This is a genomic window from Rhizobium sp. L43, assembly GCF_002531725.1.
Lineage (GTDB): Bacteria > Pseudomonadota > Alphaproteobacteria > Rhizobiales > Rhizobiaceae > Rhizobium.
In genome coordinates this window covers 38430-57083 of record NZ_NWSQ01000012.1, presented here as the reverse complement: position 1 = coordinate 57083, position 18654 = coordinate 38430, and the positions used below count along the sequence as shown (strand labels likewise).

Below are 18654 nucleotides of genomic sequence, written 5' to 3'. Positions count from 1 at the left end.
GCTGGTCACGCGATCCCGGTTACTTGCGCTTGATCAGCGACTGTGCGGCGTCGGCGATTGCGGACGGCGCCATCCCGAATTCGTCGAGCAGGAACTCTGCCGAGCCGGTCGGAGCGTAGACGCCGGGAACGCCGAGACGTTTCATCGGAACCGGAGCATTGTCGACCACCACTTCGGCGACCGCGGAGCCGAGCCCGCCGAAGATCGAATGTTCTTCGGCCGTGACGATCGCTCCGGTTTCCTTCGCCGCGGCGATGATAGCCTCCTCGTCGATCGGACGCACCGTTGCAAGGTTGAGCACTCTGGCATCGATGCCGCGGCCTGCGAGGATTTCGGCAGCCTTCAAAATTCGATGAGTCAAAGTGCCGTTGGCGATAAGGGTGACTTGGGAACCCTGGCGAAGGAGATTTGCCTTGCCAAGTTCGAACTTATGGCCTTCCGGAAGGAGGTCGGGCACCCCTACCCGCGACAGACGCAGGAAACAGGGCCCGTCATAGGTCGCTGCCCAGGCAACAGCGGCAGCGGTTTCGATGCGGTCACAAGGTGCAATCACCGGCAGATTGGGCAGGACCCGCGTCCAGGCGAAGTCTTCGATCGAGTGATGGGTCGGACCGAGTTCGCCATAGGCCATTCCGGAAGAAATGCCGACCAGTTTGACGTTGGCATTCGAATAGGAAATATCGGCCTTGATCTGCTCCAGGGACCGCCCCGTCAGAAACGGAGCAGCGGCGCACACGAATGGAAGACGTCCGCCGTTGGCAAGGCCTGCTCCAACGCCGACCATGTTCTGCTCGGCGATGCCGACGTTTACGAGGCGATCCGGAAATTTCGACTTGAAGCCGCCGAGCTTGGAGGAACCGACCGAGTCGTTGCAGACTGCAACGATCGTTTCGTTTTCAGCAGCCAGCCGCTCAAGCGTGGCAGCGAATGCATCGCGGCAATCGTAAAGCTTGGGTGGGTTTATTGGCGCGTTCATTACAGGGCCTCCGACAATTCTGCCAATGCGATTTCGTATTGTTCCTTGCTCGGTACCTTGTGGTGCCAGTCGACCCGGTCCTGCATGAACGAGATTCCATGGCCCTTGTTGGTATGGGCAACGATGCAATGTGGTCTTGCCCCCCGGCGTTCGAGAGCGGGAACGACTTCGCTCATATTGTTCCCGTTGATTTCGGTGACCTCCCAATCGAACGCCTCCAGCTTCGGACGCAGCGGCGCGAGATCATTGGTTTCGGCCAGCGCCGCGCCCTGCTGGAACCTGTTGTGGTCGATGACCAGCGTCAAATTGTCGAGCTTGAACTGGGCGGCCGCCATGATCGCTTCCCAGTTGGAACCCTCCTGCATCTCACCGTCGCCGGTGACGACATAGGTGTGATATTTCGCGCCTGAGAGCTTGGCGGCTTTCGCCATTCCTATGGCGACCGGAAGACCGTGACCGAGCGGCCCGGTATTCGTTTCGACGCCCGGAACCTTGTTGCAATTTGGATGCCCGTTCAGCCTCGAATGCGGCTGCAAAAAGGTGGAAATCTCCTCCTCCGGGATAAAGCCACGTTTGGCGAGCGTCACATACAGAGCGCATGCCGTATGTCCCTTTGAAAGAACGAACCTGTCGCGGCCTGGATGTTTGGGCTGATCCGGCCAGACATTCAGCACCCTGAAATAGAGCGCCGTCAAAATGTCGATGACCGACATTTCCCCGCCAATATGGCCGGCGCCCGCTTCGAAGACCGCCTGAAGATCGCGCAATCGGATTTCGCGGGCGATGCGCTCAAGTTCTGTCGTATCCATGAGTTCCTCTTGCATAAATATTCATTCATCAATATTTTTGCACAAGAAGCCGATTAGTCAAGCCCTTAAGCGAGCCTGACAGCAGCTGACGCCAGAGCAAATCCTATTGACAGCCGGAAAGCAAGTTGTTAATGAATTTTCCAGCAGGTGTGAATATTTATTCCCTCCTGAACGAATATCGGATACAAGCCTACGCAGAGGGAGGAGCAATGGTGGCGCTCGATATCAATGAACACAGGCTTTCCTCCGGTGCGTGGTTGAGCAAGCTCAAGGGAGCGACCGGTCCACTCGTGGGACTGCTCGTGCTGTGCGTCTTTCTGAGCTTCAGCACAGACACGTTTCTTTCGGTTCGAAACGGCCTCAACATCCTCGACCAGATCACTGTTCTCGGCATCATGGCCGTGGGAATGACGTTCGTCATCCTCATCGGCGGCATCGATCTCTCTGTCGGCTCGGCACTTGCCCTGGCGATGATGGTCATGGGCTGGACCGCCAATGTCGCCGGCCTGCCGCTGCCTGTCGGCATCGCCTTTGCGCTGATCGCCTCGGCGGTATCAGGCCTGATCGTCGGACTTCTGGTGACGCAGTTCAGGGTTCCAGCCTTTATTGCCACGCTTGCAATGATGTCTGCAGCTCGCGGCGTTGCAAACATGATCACGGACGGCCAGCAGATCGTCGGATTCCCCGACTGGTTCATGATGCTGGCGATCGATCGCCATTTCGGCGTCATGACAGCCACGGTGTTTCTGATGCTTGCGGTTGTTCTCGCGGCCTGGCTTTTCCTGCACTTCCGATCCGAAGGGCGCATGCTCTATGCGGTGGGCGGAAACTCCGAAGTCGCGCGCCTGGCCGGCATCAACGTCCCGCTCGTGACGATCGGCGTCTATGTCATGAGTGCCGTTCTTGCGGGACTTGCCGGCGTCGTGCTCGCCGCCCGACTGGATTCCGTCCAGCCATCCAGTGGCCTGGGTTATGAACTGGACACCATCGCCGCGGTCGTCATCGGCGGGACTTCGCTCTCCGGCGGCGCGGGCGGCATCGGGGGAACGCTGATCGGCGTTCTAATCATCGGTGTGCTTCGCAACGGCCTCAACCTTCTCAACGTCTCACCGTTTCTTCAGCAGGTGATCATCGGCATCGTCATCGTGCTCGCGGTCGGCGCGGAGACCATTCGTCGGCGTCGCGCCTGACGAGCAGGGTCCGCCGTGTTGGCGGACCCGGAATTCCGCCCCGGAATGTTGGGGCGGATCAATACCCCGAGGGGGAGGACATACCCGAGGGTTCCATCAAACAACGGAGGAAATACAATGAAAATTGCGCGCACCATGCTCGCGTCTGCTGCACTTCTCGGCCTCATGCTCGGTCCCGTACACGCGGCGGAACTGAAGAAGCTCGGCCTGGCCGTTGCCAATCTTCAGGCAAACTTCTTCAACCAGATCAAGCAATCGGTCGAAGCCGAAGCCAAGAAGCGCGGCATCGAAGTCATCACGGTTGACGCCAAGGGCGACGGCCCGACACAGGTCAACCAGATCCAGGACCTCCTGACTCAGAAAATCGACGCGCTGATCTACATTCCGGCAGGTGCGGCGGCTGCGACCGTTCCGGTCAAGCTCGCGAAGAGCGCTGGTATTCCGGTCGTGAACGTTGACCGCAACGCCGAGGGAGCGCCCGGCGATACCTTCCTTGCAACGGATTCCGTCGCCTCTGCCAAGGCGGTGTGCGACTACATCCTGAAGGAAGCCGGCGGCAAGGGAAAGATGGTCATCATCCACGGCCAGAAGGGCACGACGCCGGAGGTCGATCGCTCGAAGGGCTGTGCTGAATCTCTGAAAGCATATCCTGATGTCAAGGTTGTCGCCGAGCAGTTCTCGAACATCTGGAGCCAGGACGAAGGCTTCCAGATCATGCAGAATATGCTGCAGGCAAATCCGGACGTTTCGATCGTGTTCGCCCAAGCCGACGGTCTCGCCCTTGGCGCCGCCCAGGCGATCAAGGTCGCCAATCCATCGCAGAAGATCGTGGTTGGTGGTTTCGATGGCGACACCGCAGCTCTCGAAGCCCTCAGCAAGGGCGTCTTCAACGTAACTGCGACCCAGCAGACACAGAAGATGGGCCGCGATGCGGTTGAAAATGCCGCCAAGCTTGTCGCCGGAGAAAAGGTGCCGCCGGTCCAGCTCATGGATGCCACGTTGACGACCAAGGAAAACGTCGCAGGCTTCATCGCCAACCATCCGTAACGCATCGGCCCGAAAATCGGAATCGATTTTCGGAAAGCACGATGCGTAGATTCAAAGCGTTAGAGCGTCCTTTGTGCGTCCAAACGGACGCACGGCGCTCTAATAAGTCGAGGTCTTGAGGAGGTGTGCCATGACTGACCCGGTTCTTTCCCTGAGGGGCATATCCAAGTGGTACGGGCCGCTCCAGGTTCTGAAGAATGTCAGCTTGGACGTCTATCCGGGCGAAGTGGTTGCACTTCTCGGTGAAAACGGAGCGGGCAAGTCGACGCTATCGGGCATCATCGCCGGGTCCCGCACACCGTCCGAAGGATCAATGACATGGCTGGGGCAACCTTATGCCCCGGCCACCCCTAGGGAAGCGATCGACAAGGGCGTCGTCCTGATCCACCAGGAACTGCAGCTTCTGCCGCAGCTGTCGATCGCGGAAAACGTCTTCATCGGACGCTGGCCGATGAAGAACGGTGTCGTCGACCGTGCCCAAATGGTTCGCCGGGCCCAGGACCAGCTCGCGCGATTGAACCTTCACATACCCGCAACGCGAACGGTCGCCGGCCTTTCGACAGCAAATCAGCAGCTCATCGAGATCGCCAAGGCTCTGGCTCTCAACGCAAAGCTGCTGATCCTCGATGAGCCGACAGCCGCGCTTGGCGGCGCGGAGACGGAAGCTCTCTTCGAACAGGTGCGGAAGCTTCGCTCGGAGGGCGTCGGCATCGTCTACATCTCCCACCGCATGGAAGAGATCAAGCAGATAACCGACCGGATCGTCGTTCTTCGCGACGGTGAGCGCGTGCAGGAATTCTCAGACAGCGCGACCCCGGTGCGCACGATCGTCGAGAGCATGGTCGGACGCCCGCTTGACCGCTTGTTCCCCACCCTGCCCGTTCCGACAGACCGTCCGGTACTCCAGGTATCCGGGCTGAGCTCGCCTGATAACGCGTTCCGTGACGTTAACTTCGAGGTGCGGGCCGGGGAAATTCTCGGGATTGCCGGATTGGTCGGCGCCGGCCGCACCGAACTGGTGCGCGCCATTTCGGGCGCGGACCCAATCAGTGCAGGTTCGATCAAGCTGGAAGGCGAAGAACTCAGGCTGCACGATCCGGCGGACGCCATCGCCAAGGGGATCGTGATGGTTCCGGAAGACCGCAAGGAGCAGGGCCTGATCGTCGGCCACCGGATCAGCGAGAACATTATCTACGCCAATCTCGACAAGCTGGGCGGGCGTTGGATTACGCCGCGCATCAAGCGCTCGTTTGCAGAAAAGGCGGTTGCCAAGTTCGGCGTCAAGGGCCGCGCAGAGCAATACGCCTCGGACCTTTCCGGCGGCAACCAGCAAAAGGTCGTGATCGCCAAGTGGCTTATGCGCGATCCCAAGGTCGTCGTGCTCGACGAACCGACGAGAGGCATCGACGTCGGCGCCCGGGCGGGCATCTACGACATCATCGTCAATCTTGCCAAACAGGGCGTGGCGGTCATCGTCGTCAGCTCGGATCTCGAGGAAGTTCTCGGAGTCTCCAATCGCATTCTCGTACTTGCCCAGGGCAAGCAGGCGGGGATCCTCAATCGTGACCAGGCAAATGACGTTTCGGTCATGGAGCTAGCCACCATCTAAACAGACAGAGAAAGGAAGAGCGGTGTCCGACATCACTCTGAACGCCCCGAAGCTTTTCGATCTCAGCGGCCAGGTCGCCATCGTGACCGGAGCCGGGAGCGGCATTGGGCAGCGCATTGCCATCGGCCTTGCGCAATGCGGCGCCGACGTGGCGCTGCTCGACCGTCGAACCGACGACGGACTGGCCAGAACGGCCGAACACATTCGCGCCGCCGGCCGCCGCTCGATTGAGATCGCGGCTGACGTCACGAGCAAATCGTCCCTTGCAGAGGCCGTCGCCCGTACCGAAGCGGATCTCGGCCTGTTGACGCTTGCCGTCAACGCTGCAGGCATCGCTAACGCGAACTCGGCGGAAGAGATGGAAGAGGATCAATATCAGACGTTGATGGACATCAACCTCAAAGGCATATTCCTTTCCTGCCAGGCCGAGGCTCGCGCCATGCTGAAGAATGGACGCGGCTCCATCGTCAACATCGCCTCCATGTCCGGTGTGATCGTAAACCGGGGGCTGAGCCAAGCGCATTACAACGCCTCCAAGGCGGGCGTCATCCATATGTCGAAGTCTCTGGCGATGGAATGGGTCGACCGCGGCATTCGCGTCAACACCATCTCCCCCGGATATACGGCGACGCCCATGAACACCCGTCCGGAGATGGTTCATCAGACCAAGCTCTTCGAAGAGCAGACGCCGATGCAGCGTATGGCATCGGTCGACGAGATGGTCGGACCGGCGGTGTTCTTGCTGTCGAATGCAGCAAGTTTCGTGACCGGCGTCGATCTTCTCGTCGACGGCGGCTTCTGCTGCTGGTGATAACTGAAAAAATGAACGGTCTCGCTTCCTCCCTGGCTGAGATCGAGGCGCTGAAGGAACGGGCAAGACGGCGTGCGATATCGTCGTCTTGCCCGCCCTTCACGCCGATAGAACGGGTAGAGGAGTCGGGCGTCGTCATCGGCGCTCAAGACGGCCTGAATTCCCCGAGATTATCTCGGGCAGCCGTTCGAGCTCCAATAAGCATCACAGCGCAGATCGCACCCAGATTTGCTGTTTGTTGACGGATACCGGGAAGGAAAGAGCATGAAACGCTTTGAGCAAAAGACTGTCGTCATTACCGGGGCTAGCCGCGGCATCGGCGCGGCGATCGCCAGGCGCTTTGCGCGCGAAGGCGCCAATCTCGTCGTCTCGGCCAACGAGGAGCTGGTCCACGGCGTTGCCGATGGGATCCGGGCCGAAGGCGGCAAGGCAATCTCCTTCATCGGCGACGTCACCGACAAGGCGGGCGTCATTGCCCTCTATGATGCCGCCGAGAAGGAATTCGGCGCGGTCGACGTCTCGATCCAGAATGCCGGCGTCATCACCATCGCCCGCATCGAGGATCTGACCGAAAACGAGTGGGACAAGGTCATGGCCGTCAACACCAAGGGCGTCTTCCTCTGCGCCCAGGAGGCCATTCTGCGCATGCGCAAACACAAGCGCGGCGGCCGCATCATCAACACCGCCTCCGGCCAGGCCCGCGACGGCTTCATCTACACGCCCCACTATGCCGCCTCGAAAATGGGCGTCGTCGGCATCACCCAGAGCCTGGCCAAAGAAGTCGCCACCGAAAAGATCACCGTCAACGCCTTCTGCCCCGGCATCATCGAAACGGATATGTGGGCCTATAACGACCAGGCCTGGGGCAAGCTGCTCGGCAATTACGCCCCCGGCGAATTGATGAAGGAATGGGTCGAGGGCATCCCGATGAAACGCGCCGGCTCCGGAGAAGACGTCGCCGGCCTGGCGACCTTCCTCGCCAGCGACGACGCCGCCTACATCACCGGCCAGACGATCAATGTCGATGGTGGGTTGATTATGTCTTAGGCGGGATGCAGACCATGGGCCGGCGGTACTGACTTCGCTGGCGCTCAGCGAAGCCAGGTAATTAAGGATGCGCCGTGTAGCCCCCTCATCTGCCTGCCGGCATCTTCTCCCCGCTGGGGAGAAGGGACTCGTGGCAGCGCCTCGCTCCCCATTGCGACCTTTGCGGTAGGAAACGATGGTCGGCGGTTTGCTCCCCCTTCTCCCCAGCGGGGAGAAGATGCCCGTCAGGGCAGATGAGGGGGGGGTGAGGAGCGTCAGCGACGAACGCCTTGAGCGGTAAGCGAAAGGCATATGGCTGCTTCAGGTCAAATCCTCCATTCAGCTTCAAAATGAAACGCCCCCTCACCCATCCTAAGTCCGGCTGATCGACACCCCGCCATCCGCCAGCATCGCCGTGCCCGTCACGAAGCTCGCCATGTCGGACGCCAGGAACAGCGCGGCATTGGCGATTTCTTCCGGCTGGGCCATGCGCTTCAGCGCATGCAGCCCCTCGACGAAAGCGAGCACCTCCGGCGTCGCATCAGGCGCGTTGGTGATGCTGGCGGGTGTGTCGGTGCCGCCGGGAAGCAGGGCGTTGACGCGGATGTTCTGTCGGCCGAGTTCGGCGGCGAGCACCTGCACGAAGCCAATCAGTCCCGCCTTACCAGCCGCATAGGCGGCCATGCCCGGCATGCCGGCGGTGTAGCCGACGAAGGTGGAGGTGAAGATCAATGATCCGCCGCCTTTTCCCATCGCTGCCGACTGATGTTTGGCGCCGAGGAAGGCGGCGGTGAGATTGGTCTCGATCGTTTCGCGCCAGCCTTCCAGCGACAGTCCGGCAACCGGCCCCATCTCACCAAGGATGCCGGCATTGTTGAAGGCGATGTCGAGCCGGCCGAAGCGCGAGACCGCCATGTCGGCAAGCCTTGCCTGCAGCGCCTCGTCCCTGACGTCGCCCGATAAGGCGACAGCCTGTCCGCCCTCCGTCTCGATTTCGGCGACGACGGCATCCAGCGCCTCCTGTCGCCTTCCGGTGACCACGAGCTTCGCACCCTCTCGCGCAAAGAGCTTTGCCGCCGCGCGGCCAATGCCGGAGCTTGCGCCGGTGATGATCGCGACCTTGTCGTTCAGAAGTGTCATGTTCGTTTCTCCTCAGTTGTCGAGGCATCCGACATCTCAAACATCAGGCCATGCAGCCACCCGTTTCCCGCGCGGACAAACCAAAACTGCCGACAGTCGATGCTTTCAGCCGGCGATCCGTTCCAGCCGAAGGAGGATGATCGTCCACCGGAAATCGGAATTCGCCTTCTAAAACGCTGCTTTGCTGTGGTTTCCAAACACGCGCCTGCCGCAGCGTCAGCACCATTGTGCGCCGCATCATCGATTTATCCCGGGTGTGACATTCATCCGATTCCCTTCATGTATCTTCCCGACTAAGAAGGGGCGCACAGGTAACGGGAATCTCTTCATGCCGCGGTCACGCAATACTGAGGGCGCCATCTATATGAGCATGGCGATGGCCGGCTTTTCCGCCAGCGATGCTCTCTCCAAATCCGTGGTCGCCTATATGAATGCCGGGGAGATCATGTTCCTGCGCGGCCTCTTCACCAGCCTGCTCGTCTATCTGATCGCCAGGAAAATGGGCGCTCTGCGCTCCTGGCGTATCGTGCTGCAGCCGATCATCATCCTCCGCATCATCTGCGAGATGTTTTCCGCCGTCACCTATATTACCGCGCTCGGCATGATGCCGATCGCCAATGCCTCGGCGATCCTGCAGTCGCTGCCGCTGGTCGTCACCTTCGGTGCCGCCCTCTTCTTCCGCGAGCCCGTCGGCTGGCGGCGCTGGTCGGCGATAACAGTCGGCCTCGTCGGCGTGATGATCATCATCCGCCCCGGACCGGAAGGTTTCACCGCCGCCGCCCTGCTCTGCGTCGGCGCCGTGCTGACGACGGCCGGCCGCGATCTTGCCACCCGCTCGATCGACCCGGAGATTCCCTCGCTGATGATCACCGTCATCACCGCCATCTCCATCTCTTTCTTCGGCGCATTGCTGATCCCGGTGCTCGGCGGCTGGCAACCGGTCAGTGCGACCTCGCTCGGACATCTGCTGCTCGCTTCGGTTCTGGTGCTCGTCGGCTACCAGTCGGTCATCCTCGCCATGCGCACCGGCGAAATCTCCTTCGTCGCACCTTTCCGCTATACCAGCCTGATCTTCTCCTCGCTCCTCGGCTTTTTCTTCTTCGCCGAAGTGCCCGACAGCTGGACGCTCCTCGGCGCTGCAATCGTCATCGCTTCCGGCCTCTATACGTTCTATCGTGAAGCCAAGCGCCGCGTACCCCCGATCGCGCAGGAATCCGCGCCGCGCTCACCGGTTTGAGGCAGGATGATGACTGAATTCCCGCTCGACAGATCCGATATAGCAGGCGTCGTGCTGGCCGGCGGCCGCTCGCAACGCATGGGCCGCGACAAGGCGGGCGTCATGCTCGGGGCCGAAAGCCTGCTCCGCCATGTGCTCGACCGGCTCTCGCCGCAGGTTTTTTCCGTTGCCGTCAATGCCGATGCCGCCGCCGAAGCCGTGCCCGTCATGCCCGACCGTATTCCCGGCAAGGCAGGACCGATGGCCGGCATCCATGCGGCCATGACCTATGCCGCCGGCCTTCCCGCAATCAGCCATGTCGTCACCGTCTCTGTGGATTGCCCGTTCTTCCCGACCGATCTCGTGGCCCGGCTGGCGGCATCGCTGGAACGGCCGTCGCAGATCGCCATCGCCGCCTCCGAAGGCCGCAGCCATCCCGTCTTCGGGCTGTGGCCGGTGACGCTCGCGGCCGATCTCGAAGCCTGGATCGCCACCGACGAAAAGCGCCGCGTGCGCGACTTCCTGTTGCGGCATGACGTGACGGAAGTGGCGTTTCCGCTGCATCCGACCCGCGCCAGCCTGCTCGATCCCTTCTTCAACATCAACACGCCCGACGATCTCGTCGAGGCGGAACGCTGGCTGGAGGCCCTTCGCGCATGACCGCACCGAAAATCTTCGGCATTGCCGGCTGGAAGAACTCGGGCAAAACAGGGCTCGCCGTCCGGCTGGTAACGGAGTTCACCCGCCGCGGCTACAGGATCTCGACGATCAAGCACGCCCATCATGATTTCGACATCGACAAGGTGGGCGCCGATAGCTACCGCCACCGGCAGGCCGGCGCCCACGAAGTCACCATCGTCTCCGGCACCCGCTACGCCATCATGCACGAGTTGCGCGGCGCCCCCGAACCTGCGTTCGAGGAGATTCTTGCCCGTCTCGCGCCCTGCGATCTCGTGCTGATCGAAGGTTACAAGCGCGAACCGATCCCGAAGATCGAGGCCCGCCGCCTGGAGGCCGCCAATCGTGAACCGCTGGCGCCGAGCGATCCCCATATCTGCGCAATCGCCGCCGATCATCCCGTCGCGGATACGGCCCTGCCGGTCTTCGATCTAGACGATACAGGCGCCATCGCCGATTTCATTGCTGATATCGTCGGGCTTGGAGAGACGAGGTCCTGAAGCGTCGGCGCCGCTGGCGGATCTGGGCACCGGAACCGCTTCGCCTGCCACCGCCTTGCTGATTTCCCTGGCAAGCTGCGCCTGATTATAGGGCTTTCCCAATCTCGGAAGATCGATATCGGTGCCGGCGGGCAGATCGGCATAGCCCGTGGCCAGCACGATCGGTAGCGCTGGCAGAATGTCCCGTGCGGCCTCAGCGAGCTGTGCACCGGTCATACCAGGCATCGAATAGTCGGTGATGACAAGGTCGAAATGCTGGCCGCTCCTGATCAGCTCGAGCGCCTCCGAGCCGGAATTTGCCTCGACGACCTCGTGGCCGAGATCTTCGAGCATGTCGACCGAGCTCATGGCGATCAAGGCATCGTCATCGACCAGAAGGATCTTCAGCCTGGATGCAGCCTGCGGGACGGAGAGCTCCGCCTCGGCCGGCCGCTCGGGGCGCCGTTCGGTCGCCGGAAGCCACAACTCGGCGGTCGTTCCCAGCCCAGGCTCGCTTGTCAGAAGCAGTGCGCCATTGAGCTGAACGGCAAGTCCATGGATCATCGATAGGCCGAGGCCCGTGCCCTTTCCGAGTTCCTTGGTCGAGAAAAACGGATCGACGGCCTTCTTCAGCGTCTCCGCGTCCATGCCGGTGCCGTTGTCGGCCACCGCCAATACGAGATAGGCTCCCTCGCCGAGATCGCCGCCATTGCCGACGACCTGTTCCTCGCGCAGCGATATGGACAGCCTTCCGCCCTCCGGCATCGCGTCGCGGGCATTGACGGCAAGATTGAGCAGCGCCAGTTCGAGCTGGTTCGCATCAACCAGTGCCGGCGGCAGTGTCGCCGGCAGGATGGTCTCGATGCTGACCGAGGGTCCCACGGAGCGCCGCAGCAGGTCGTTCATGTCGGAGACCAGTTCGGCCAGATCGACAGGCTTGACCTGCAGATCCTGTTGTCTGGCAAAAGCCAGCAGCCGCTGCGTCAGCGCCGCGCCGCGACGCGCGCCCTGCAGCGCCCCGTCGACCAGACGCGTCGCCTTGGCATCTCCTGCAACAGACTTGCCGAGCAGCTCCAGATTTCCGAGAACCACCATCAGCAAATTGTTGAAATCATGGGCGACACCACCTGTAAGTTGGCCGATCGCTTCCATCTTCTGCGATTGGCGAAGCTGCTCCTCGGCTCTCTCACGCTGAGCCACTTCCTCGAGCAGGGTCTGGTGGGCGGCGTTAACCTCCCTGGTCCGTTCCCTCACACGCTCTTCGAGGTTTTCATTGAGCCGTCTCAGATTTTCCTCGATGGTCTTGCGGGCGGTGGTATCGGAGCAGACCCCGACGAGCTTCCTGGCGGAACCGTATCTGTCGGCGTAAAGCTGCGCATGGACCTCGGTCCAGTGCAACGATCCATCCGGCCAGATCGTCCTGTGTTCGATCGAATAGTCGTGTCCGGTATCGATCGTCCGGCGCAGACTTGCGAGCACACCGTCCCGGTCATCGGGGTGGATGCTTGTGATCAGATCGTCGCGCGTCACATCATCATCCGGTCCTCGGCCGAAGACTGCCTTGCAGGTCGCCGAGGCGGACAAGGCCATCGAGGAGAGTTCCAGTTCCCAGGCTCCCAGACGACCGGCAGCGAGCGCCGTCTGCAACCGTCGCTCCCCTTCGCCGAGAGCTTCGAGCCGGGCTTGCGCTTCATATTGGCGCAGGCGCCCCTTTAAAGCAGTCCGGGCAACGCTGATGAAGGAGGTCGCATGGAACGGCCGTTCCAGGAAGGTGACGTTGCCAAGAACCTCGGAAAGCCTGGCAGCGGCCGGATTTCGTTCGGGCCCGCCGCCACGTGTGGTGAGTACGATGAACGGCAGATCTGACCAGCTCGGTTGGGCCGAAACCCAGGCGGCGATCGGCTTGAGATCGCTCGAGCGAACGGCCTCTTCCGTCAGCACGCCAAGCGCGATGTCATCGCTGAGCGAAGACGCGAACATAGACAGGTCGGCGGCGGCAATCGACGTCAACCCGGCCTCATCGACCAGCGATCTCGCCACCCAGGCATCGCGACCGGCGGGGGCGTAGATCAATGCTTTCGGTTTGCTGGAATTAGGAATTGCCGCTATCCCCGCCATTGGTCGACAGGAGCGGCGCCAAGGGCGCGACAAATTCGGGAACGCCGCGAAGCACGCCCTGGAACCCGACGAGAGGATCGCCGAACCTCAAGCCGGAAGCGTCTATCCGATACTCCCGGATGGTATCCTCGTGAAAGCCGGTCCTCTTCTTGATCACCGAGACTGCCCTTCGCACCTTTCCCGCCGCCTCGAAGTAACGCAGCAGAATGACGGTATCGGCGAGATAGGTAACGTCGACAGGTGCCTTCATGTCACCAACCAGCCCGTGCTGCGCAACGGTCAGGAAGGTATTGGCGCCCTGCCTGTTCAAATATTGCAGCAGCTCATGCATATGAAGGATCAGCGAATTCTCATCTGGCATCGAAGCCTGATAACCGTTGATACTATCGATGATCACGGTTTTCGCATCCGACTTGTCGACGCAGTTGCGCACGCGGTGGGCGAATTCGCCCGGCGACAGTTCGGCGGCATCCAGCTGTTCGATGTGGATATGACCCGCGTTCCGCATGGCTTCGAGATCCATTCCGAGCGCCTTCAGCCGCGTGAAGAGCAGGCCCAGCTCCTCGTCAAAAATGAAGGCCGCCACTTTCTCGCCGCGCGCGACCGCAGCCACCAGGAATTGAAACGAGAACGTGCTTTTGCCAGTGCCGGCAGGACCAAGGATGAGTGTACTGGAACCTCGCTCGAGGCCACCTCCCAGAAGAAGGTCCAGTTCCGCAATATTGCAGGAAATCTGATCGCGGGCGTAACTCGACCTGTGTTCGGCGGCGACGAGCCGCGGAAAGACGATCACGCCGCCAGTCTGGATAATGAAATCGTGATAGCCGCCGCGGAAGGCCTGTCCGCGATATTTTATGACTCTGAGACGTCGGCGTTCGGAGCCGTAGCTCGGCGCCATCTCTTCGAGATGGATGACACCGTGCACGACGCTGTGCACCGTCTTGTCGAGCACATCGGAAGTCAGATCGTCGAGCAGAAGGACTGTCGCCCCCTGCCGGGCAAAATAATGTTTGAGCGCGAGGATCTGCCGGCGGTAGCGCAGCGAGCTTTGCGCGAGCAGCCTTATCTCCGACAGACTGTCGAGAACCACGCGCCGTGGCTTGACCCGCTCGAAAGCGGCAAAGATTTCCTTTGTCGTCTCTCCAAGTTCAAGGTCCGACGAATAAAGCAGGCTCTGCTGCTGGTCGGCATCCAGCAAGCTTTCCGGGGGCACGACCTCGAAGACCTCGATATTGCCATCGATCACCATGCCATGCGATGCGGCACCGGCCCGGAGTTCGCTCTCGGTTTCCGAAAGGGTGATGTAAAGCCCCTGCTCGCCGAGCCGTGCACCTTCGATCAGAAACTGCAGCGCGATAGTCGTTTTGCCCGCTCCTGGGTTTCCCTCCAGGAGAAACACGTGGCCCGTGGAAAGCCCCCCCGCCAGAACTGTGTCCAAACCGGACACACCGGTCCGGGCTTTCGTGGCAGGTGCCGCAGTATTCATTCACTGTTTCCTTCAATATTAAGTGTGAATTAGCGGCGAGTGATGGAATGTCAAATCGTTGCAGCCATGACTTCGCTTCCGGCAAGAGACGATCGAGTGAATGTCTCAATGGCTCGGATATCTGCCGGTTCGCGCACCTCGAACGATGGGCGGCTATCCCCGATAGCGAAGCGCATCGACGACGAGGGCGAATGCCGGAGACGTGTGCCGACGACTTGGGTAGTAGAGATGGTAGCCGGAAAACGGCAGGCACCAATCCTCGAGGACCCGGACCAGCCGCCCATCGGCAAGATGCGCCTCGACCAGGTTCTCCGGCATGTATGCCAGCCCCAGACCGGCCAGCACGGCGTTCAGCCTGAGCGCTATATTGTTGAAAACCAGCTGACCTTCGACGCGAACCCTGAGCTCGCGCCCGTCCTTCTCGAACTCCCATGCATAGACGCCGCCATAGGTCGGCAGACGCAGATTGATGCAATTGTGATCCGTGAGATCCTGCGGCGTCAGCGGCTTCGGCCTGGCGGCGAAATAGGCGGGAGTGCCGACCACGGCCATGCGCATGTCGGGGCCGATGCGCACCGCGATCATATCTTTCGCCACCTGTTCCCCAAGCCGCACCCCCGCATCATAACGCTCCGCAACGATGTCGGTCAGACCGTAGTCGACGATCATCTCGACATTGATATCGGGGTAATCGGGCAGCAGCTTTTCCAGGGCGGGCCAGAGGACGGCATCGGCCGCATGCTCGCCGGCATTGATGCGGATGGTGCCCGCCGGTTTCTCCCGGAACGCGCTCAAGGCAGCCAGTTCGCTCTCGATCTCATCGAGCCGCGGCCCGATGGAGACAAGCAGCCGTTCGCCGGCTTCCGTCGGCGATACGCTGCGTGTCGTGCGTGTCAGCAATCGCAGTCCAAGCCGCTCCTCGAGCCCGCGGATCGTATGGCTGAGCGCCGATTGCGACACACCCAGCTTGCCGGCCGCCTTGGTGAAGCTCTGTGCACGCGCAACAGCGAGGAAGGCGATGAGATCGTTGACGGCAGGGCGTGACATTTATGAAAATCCCTCATGGGTTCTTGCTGTTTATACCATCTAATCGCAACCATGCGCAGGCGCTAAATATCCTGTCATCCTGGGCGGACCTGTCTGCCCGGGCGGCCCAGCCCCGACGTTGGAAAGGAAGACAAATGGACATCAAGCGAAACGGTTCGCAGCCCTCGGCCAAGGGACCGGCCGATTGGTTCACCGGCAGCGTGCGCGTCGACCCGCTGTTTGCGGTGACCAGCCCCGCCCGCGCGGCCGGCGCCAGCGTCACCTTCGAGCCCGGCGCCCGCACCGCCTGGCACACCCATCCGCTTGGCCAGACGCTCATCGTCACATCGGGCTGCGGTCGCGTCCAGCGCGAAGGCGGCCCCGTCGAGGAGATCTGCGCCGGCGACGTCGTCCGGTTCGAACCGGGCGAACTCCATTGGCACGGTGCAGCGCCGACGACGGCGATGACCCATATCGCCATTCAGGAACAGCTCGACGGCAAGGTCGTCGACTGGATGGAGCACGTCACCGACACGCAGTACCAAGGTTAGAAAAGGAAACGGCAATGCAGAAAAGTGAACTCGGAAAGAGCGGACTTCGTGTCTCGGCCATCGGTCTCGGCTGCATGGGGCTGAGTTATGGTTATGGCCCGGCAACAGCGATTCCGGAAGCGATCGCGCTGATCCGCCGCGCATTCGAACGCGGCGTGACCTTCTTTGACACCGCCGAGGCCTATGGTCCCTACAAGAACGAGGAGCTTCTCGGAGAAGCCCTGGCGCCCCTCCGCGACGAGGTGGTGATTGCCACGAAATTCGGCTTCAACTTCGATGCCAATGGCGGCCAGAGTGGCATGAACAGCCGGCCGGAGCAGATCCGCGCGGTGGCCGACCAGGCGTTGAAGCGTTTGAAGACGGATGTCATCGACCTCTTCTATCAGCATCGTGTCGACCCCGATGTCCCGATCGAAGATGTGGCCGGCACGGTCAAGGCGCTGATCGCCGAGGGTAAGGTCAGACATTTCGGTCTCTCGGAAGCGGGCGCCCAAACGATCCGCCGCGCCCATGCCGTCCAGGCGGTGACGGCGCTGCAGAGCGAATATTCGCTGTGGTGGCGCGAACCCGAGCAGGAAATCCTGCCGGTGCTCGAAGAGCTCGGCATCGGCTTCGTGCCGTTCAGCCCGCTCGGCAAAGGCTTCCTCACCGGCGCGATCAGCGAGACGACCACCTTCGACAGCAAGGACTTCCGCAACATCGTGCCGCGCTTCTCACCAGAAGCGCGAAAAGCCAACCAGGCGCTCGTCGATCTTCTCGTAGAGATCGCCAGGCGCAAAAACGCCACCTCGGCCCAGGTCGCCTTGGCCTGGCTGCTGGAGCAAAAACCTTGGATCGTGCCGATCCCCGGAACCACCAAGCTGCATCGCCTCGAGGAGAACATCCGGGCCGCCGAGGTCGAACTGACGGCCGAGGATCTCGGCAATATCGAAAGCGCGCTCGCCACCATCAAGGTGGAAGGCGATCGATATCCCGCGCATCTGCAGGCAAGGGTCAACCGCTGAGAAAAGAAACGACCGCCATCGTTTGCGGTCGCTTCTTCATTGATCGCATCATCGTCTCGGCGCCGGCGCATTCTCCTGGAAAGCCGGGATCGCCTCGAGCCTGCCGACAATCTCCGCGATATTGGGCCAGCGGGCGAGATCGAAGCCCATGCGCCGGGCGCTGATCGCCTGCGGGAAGAGAAAGATATCGGCAATACCAGGCCGGTCGCCGATGGCGAAGGCGCCATGCCTGCGGCCGGCGATCATCGTCTCCACAGCGGCCATTCCCTCGCCGACCCAGTGACGGCTCCAGGCGGCAATGGCATCGGCATCCGCCTGGAAGGCCGTTTTGAGGTGCAGGCCGATGCGTGGCGGCAGCAGCGCATGGATCTCGGCGGCGATTGCAAGCGCGATCGACCGCGCCAGCGCCCTGCCCTCCGCCGTGTCGGGCAACAGCGGCGGTTCGGGGTGAAGCTCGTCGAGATATTCGACGATCGCCAGTGACTGGGTGATGACGCCGCCATCCGTCAGCAAGGCCGGCACCAGCCCTTGCGGATTGACGCTGCGATATCCGGCCTGCCGGCTCTCGGCCTCTTCGCCGAGGATGGTCACCGGCAGTGTTTCCGCCGTCAGCCCCTTCAGGGCTAGCGCGATGCGGACTCTCGACGTCGCCGAGGAAATTTCATTCTGATAGAGCTTCACGGGTCTCTCCCTGGTCACTTAAAAGAGCGGCTGGAACGGCTGCGGTTCTCCTGAAGACGACGCTGCGGATGCCGCCGTCACGAGGCCCACAAGCGGCGAAGGCTCCTGCGAGCTTACGTCGTAGATGCAGGGCGCGGCGAAAACCGTCGCGCCCAGAATGCAGATGATCATCAGTCTCATCAGATCCTCCAATCGGCGAGGCCCGGTCGGCCTCGTCCTGTTTGCTTTCGGCTTCTGTTCTCTGCCCGCCGTAACCTATGGCCTTCGGCGGGCAGAGGGTGCGTCAGGCAACGGTCAATTCGACATGGATATTGCCGCGCGTGGCCTTCGAGTAGGGGCAGGTCTGATGCGCCTCTTCGATGAGGGCTCTTGCCACTTCAGCTTCGATCCCCGGCAGGCTGACCTTGAGACGGGCCTGCAGGAAATAGCCGCCATCGGCGGTTCCCAGATCGACCTCGGTGTCGACCGCAAGATCGGCGGGGAGCCTACCTTTTGATTGGCCGCGGCAAAGCCGATCGCGCCTATGAAGCAGGCAGACCAGCCGGCGGCGAAAAGCTGTTCGGGATTGGTGCCGGCGCGGTTGCTGCCCGGAGGCGAAAGCTTGATATCCAACTGGCCGTCGTCGCTGTGCGACGCGCCGTCGCGCCCGCCCGTCGTGTGGGTCTTGCCGGTATAGAGAACCTTGTCGATCTTTGTCATGGAACACTCCTTATGTTGCGTCGCTCCTGGCGACTGCCGCACTGCGCGGCCGGGTTGACGGAGTGTGGTTTGACCGGCTGACGTATCCGCCATGTTTCCGAAATCGCC

General features: G+C 61.5%; 19 protein-coding genes and 1 pseudogene. 10 read left to right on the top strand and 10 right to left on the bottom strand.

What is annotated here, in order from left to right; all coding sequences use genetic code 11:
• Nucleotides 1-19: 19 nt before the first annotated feature.
• A complete protein-coding gene (locus CO667_RS17105) occupies nucleotides 20-976 on the bottom strand; it encodes a transketolase family protein (RefSeq protein ID WP_097619496.1) in 957 nt (318 codons plus the stop codon).
• Complete coding sequence (locus CO667_RS17100; RefSeq protein WP_097619645.1) at nucleotides 976-1785, bottom strand: transketolase; 810 nt, start codon at nucleotides 1783-1785, stop codon at nucleotides 976-978. The genes CO667_RS17105 and CO667_RS17100 overlap by 1 nt, the downstream gene beginning before the upstream one ends.
• A 209-nt stretch (nucleotides 1786-1994) precedes the next feature.
• Here CO667_RS17100 and CO667_RS17095 point away from each other — a divergent pair, with 209 nt between their 5' ends.
• The 5 genes from CO667_RS17095 to CO667_RS17075 all read left to right on the top strand — a co-directional run bounded on the left by CO667_RS17095 (nucleotide 1995) and on the right by CO667_RS17075 (nucleotide 7489).
• Complete coding sequence (locus CO667_RS17095) at nucleotides 1995-2975, top strand: ABC transporter permease (RefSeq protein ID WP_097619495.1); 981 nt, start codon at nucleotides 1995-1997, stop codon at nucleotides 2973-2975.
• 117 nt (nucleotides 2976-3092) lie between these two features.
• Nucleotides 3093-4022 carry a sugar ABC transporter substrate-binding protein gene (locus tag CO667_RS17090; RefSeq protein ID WP_003569108.1) on the top strand — a complete coding sequence of 310 codons (930 nt, stop codon included), beginning with the start codon at nucleotides 3093-3095 and terminating at the stop codon, nucleotides 4020-4022.
• Between the two features lie 130 nt (nucleotides 4023-4152).
• The gene (locus CO667_RS17085) at nucleotides 4153-5631 is read left to right on the top strand and encodes a sugar ABC transporter ATP-binding protein (RefSeq protein ID WP_097619494.1); all 1479 of its coding nucleotides are present in this window, start codon (nucleotides 4153-4155) and stop codon (nucleotides 5629-5631) included.
• Between the two features lie 22 nt (nucleotides 5632-5653).
• Nucleotides 5654-6442: an SDR family oxidoreductase gene (locus CO667_RS17080; protein ID WP_097619493.1), complete on the top strand. Its 789-nt coding sequence runs from the start codon at nucleotides 5654-5656 to the stop codon at nucleotides 6440-6442.
• Nucleotides 6443-6706: 264 nt separating this feature from the next.
• A complete protein-coding gene (locus CO667_RS17075) occupies nucleotides 6707-7489 on the top strand; it encodes a glucose 1-dehydrogenase (protein ID WP_097619492.1) in 783 nt (260 codons plus the stop codon).
• A 351-nt stretch (nucleotides 7490-7840) separates the two neighbouring features.
• On the opposite strand, the gene CO667_RS17070 is transcribed toward CO667_RS17075, so the two are convergent.
• Nucleotides 7841-8608, bottom strand: a complete 768-nt coding sequence (locus tag CO667_RS17070; protein ID WP_097619491.1) for an SDR family oxidoreductase — start codon at nucleotides 8606-8608, stop codon at nucleotides 7841-7843.
• Between the two features lie 43 nt (nucleotides 8609-8651).
• Complete coding sequence (locus tag CO667_RS34870; protein WP_143540725.1) at nucleotides 8652-8849, bottom strand: hypothetical protein; 198 nt, start codon at nucleotides 8847-8849, stop codon at nucleotides 8652-8654.
• Nucleotides 8850-8936: 87 nt separating this feature from the next.
• Between CO667_RS34870 and CO667_RS17065 the strand changes: the two genes are divergently transcribed.
• The 3 genes from CO667_RS17065 to mobB are packed head-to-tail and all read left to right on the top strand — an operon-like array spanning nucleotide 8937 to nucleotide 11002.
• Nucleotides 8937-9845 (top strand): DMT family transporter, encoded by a 909-nt coding sequence (locus CO667_RS17065; RefSeq protein WP_097619490.1) that lies wholly within the window; start codon nucleotides 8937-8939, stop codon nucleotides 9843-9845.
• Nucleotides 9846-9854: 9 nt separating this feature from the next.
• Complete coding sequence (gene mobA / locus CO667_RS17060) at nucleotides 9855-10484, top strand: molybdenum cofactor guanylyltransferase MobA (RefSeq protein ID WP_097619644.1); 630 nt, start codon at nucleotides 9855-9857, stop codon at nucleotides 10482-10484.
• Entirely contained in the window at nucleotides 10481-11002 is a 522-nt protein-coding gene (gene mobB, locus CO667_RS17055; protein WP_097619489.1) for a molybdopterin-guanine dinucleotide biosynthesis protein B, read from the top strand. Before mobA ends, mobB begins: the two co-directional genes overlap by 4 nt.
• Here the strand turns inward: mobB and CO667_RS17050 are convergent.
• The 3 genes from CO667_RS17050 to CO667_RS17040 form a co-directional block, all read right to left on the bottom strand.
• The gene (locus CO667_RS17050) at nucleotides 10934-13099 is read right to left on the bottom strand and encodes a hybrid sensor histidine kinase/response regulator (RefSeq protein WP_097619488.1); all 2166 of its coding nucleotides are present in this window, start codon (nucleotides 13097-13099) and stop codon (nucleotides 10934-10936) included. The genes mobB and CO667_RS17050 overlap by 69 nt on opposite strands.
• Nucleotides 13074-14585, bottom strand: a complete 1512-nt coding sequence (locus CO667_RS17045) for an ATPase domain-containing protein (RefSeq protein ID WP_097619487.1) — start codon at nucleotides 14583-14585, stop codon at nucleotides 13074-13076. Before CO667_RS17045 ends, CO667_RS17050 begins: the two co-directional genes overlap by 26 nt.
• A 153-nt stretch (nucleotides 14586-14738) precedes the next feature.
• A complete protein-coding gene (locus tag CO667_RS17040; protein WP_097619486.1) occupies nucleotides 14739-15632 on the bottom strand; it encodes a LysR family transcriptional regulator in 894 nt (297 codons plus the stop codon).
• A gap of 134 nt (nucleotides 15633-15766) precedes the next feature.
• Between CO667_RS17040 and CO667_RS17035 the strand changes: the two genes are divergently transcribed.
• The gene (locus CO667_RS17035) at nucleotides 15767-16162 is read left to right on the top strand and encodes a cupin domain-containing protein (RefSeq protein ID WP_097619485.1); all 396 of its coding nucleotides are present in this window, start codon (nucleotides 15767-15769) and stop codon (nucleotides 16160-16162) included.
• Nucleotides 16163-16176: 14 nt separating this feature from the next.
• Nucleotides 16177-17166, top strand: a complete 990-nt coding sequence (locus CO667_RS17030; protein ID WP_097619484.1) for an aldo/keto reductase — start codon at nucleotides 16177-16179, stop codon at nucleotides 17164-17166.
• A 48-nt stretch (nucleotides 17167-17214) separates the two neighbouring features.
• On the opposite strand, the gene maiA is transcribed toward CO667_RS17030, so the two are convergent.
• The 3 genes and pseudogenes from maiA to CO667_RS17020 all read right to left on the bottom strand — a co-directional run bounded on the left by maiA (nucleotide 17215) and on the right by CO667_RS17020 (nucleotide 18546).
• Nucleotides 17215-17847, bottom strand: coding sequence for a maleylacetoacetate isomerase (gene maiA / locus CO667_RS17025; protein ID WP_097619483.1), 633 nt, complete (start codon nucleotides 17845-17847; stop codon nucleotides 17215-17217).
• An 18-nt stretch (nucleotides 17848-17865) separates the two neighbouring features.
• Nucleotides 17866-18027, bottom strand: coding sequence for a hypothetical protein (locus tag CO667_RS35430; protein WP_179874165.1), 162 nt, complete (start codon nucleotides 18025-18027; stop codon nucleotides 17866-17868).
• 103 nt (nucleotides 18028-18130) lie between these two features.
• A pseudogene (locus CO667_RS17020) lies at nucleotides 18131-18546 on the bottom strand (organic hydroperoxide resistance protein).
• Nucleotides 18547-18654 lie beyond the last annotated feature (108 nt).